The following is a 1,847-nucleotide window of genomic DNA, read 5'->3' as shown; positions in this document are numbered from 1 at the left end:
TCGTGACTCGTGCTGAGCATGAACTCGGCGAGAGCCGAGGCCAGGCGAAGCAGGTCCTCGCCCGCGTAATGCCCGCGCTCCCACGCGGCGTAGAAGGTCGACGTCAATGCCCGTCCGCGATGCACGAGAGGGCGCGACACGAGGCCGAACTGCGGCGGCTCCAGCACCAGCGCGGCCCCCTTGCCCGCGGCGGACGATGCCTGCGCGAGAGGTGCGTTCGATGTCTCGGTCGCCATCACGAGCGAGAGCCCGTCCCCCTCTGCTGCCTGCTGGACCGCGGTCCACACCGATGAGCCCCGTCCCGGAACGACGAAGGGCTCTCCGACGACGTCTTCCAGCTCGACGCGGTCCCGGCCCGCGAGCGGATGCTGCGGTGTCACCTGACACAGGATCCGCAGGGTCGCGAGCGGAACGCCGCGCAATCCCGGCGGCGGCGGGCTGGTGTTCACGGCGACGTCGGCGCCCGCCTTGAGCTTGCCGTAGACGGCGGCCGGATGGGCCGGCAGCACGTCGGAGACCGCCCCGCCGGCGGCGATGAAGGGGGCCACGAGCAGCATGGCGGTCATCTCCGGACACGCGACGACGAACGAGGGCGCGCCCGAGGAGACCGCGTCCATCACCGCATCCGCGCGCCGCGAGCGCAGCACGAGGTCGCGCGCCATCGGCTCGAGCCGCTCTCCCGCCTCGGTGAGGACCATCCCGGAGGGCGTACGCCGGAAGAGCCGCGCCCCGATGCGACGCTCCAGAGCGGCGAGCTGACGAGACACCGTCGGCTGCGTGCGGAACAGGCCCTGCGCGGCCGCGTTGACCGAGCCGGCGTCGATCACCGCGACGAACGCCTCCAGATCGCGGGGAGAGAACATGCGCAAAGCGTATATCGGCAGGCATTTTCGGAATTGGACGTGCATATCTTCACGGGGCCAGGATGTCCCCCAACCCCACACCACGCGGTTCCCCACCGCTCAACCCGAAAGCGGCCGTCCTATGCACACGTCCGTCGACCCGACCGCTCACAGCGCCGACCGGCAGCGCCGATCCATGATCGGCGCCTTCATCGGCACCGCCATCGAGTGGTACGACTTCTACATCTTCGGCACGGCCGCCGCCCTCGTGTTCGGCCGTGTCTTCTACCCCGACGTCGCGCCCGGCGCGGCCCTGCTCGCCTCGTTCGCCACGTTCTGGGTGGGCTTCCTCATGCGCCCCGTCGGCGGCATGGTCTTCGGTCACTTCGGCGACCGACTCGGCCGCAAGAACGTCCTGGTCATCACGCTCGTCGTGATGGGAACGGCGACCTCGCTCATCGGCCTGCTTCCCACCTATGCGCAGATCGGGCTGTTCGCTCCGCTCCTGCTCGTGATCCTGCGCGGCGTGCAGGGCTTCGCCGTCGGCGGCGAGTGGGGCGGCGCGGTCCTGCTGTCGACGGAGAACGCGCGCACGGAGAAGAAGGGCCTGGCCGGCGCCTGGGTGCAGCAGGGCTCCCCCGCCGGGTCGATCCTGGCGACCGTCGCGTTCTTGCTCGTCGGCCTGCTCCCCGACGATGCGTTCCTCTCGTGGGGATGGCGCGTGCCGTTCCTGCTCTCGGCAGTGCTGGTCGTGGTCGGGCTCGTCATCCGGCTGAAGGTCGAGGAGTCGCAGGACTTCGCCGCCGCCAAGGAGCGTCAGCTGGTGGTCAAGGCGCCGCTCGTGACCGCGCTGCGCACGGCACCCACGCTCGTGTTCTTCGGCGTCCTCGCGTCGATCATGGGCATCGCGATGGCGTACTTCAACAACACCTTCCTGCTCTCGTGGGCAACGGGCCCGCTGGGCATCGAGCGCCAGCTCATGCTCAACATCACGCTCGGCATCGC

At 69.9% G+C, this 1,847-nt stretch carries 2 protein-coding genes; one reads left to right on the top strand and one right to left on the bottom strand.

Annotated elements, in window-relative coordinates:
- Window positions 1-863 (bottom strand): LysR family transcriptional regulator (locus RIF89_RS14655; RefSeq protein ID WP_309069806.1); only part of this gene is annotated, 863 nt, incomplete at its 3' end.
- A 121-nt stretch (window positions 864-984) separates the two neighbouring features.
- Between RIF89_RS14655 and RIF89_RS14650 the strand changes: the two genes are divergently transcribed.
- A partial coding sequence (locus RIF89_RS14650) for an MFS transporter (RefSeq protein ID WP_309069805.1) occupies window positions 985-1,847 on the top strand: 863 nt, incomplete at its 3' end.

The organism is Microbacterium sp. (genome assembly GCF_031178525.1).
Classification (GTDB): Bacteria; Actinomycetota; Actinomycetes; order Actinomycetales; family Microbacteriaceae; genus Microbacterium.
The sequence above is the reverse complement of the archived record's forward strand: the minus strand, read 5'-3'. Positions and strand labels throughout refer to the sequence as shown.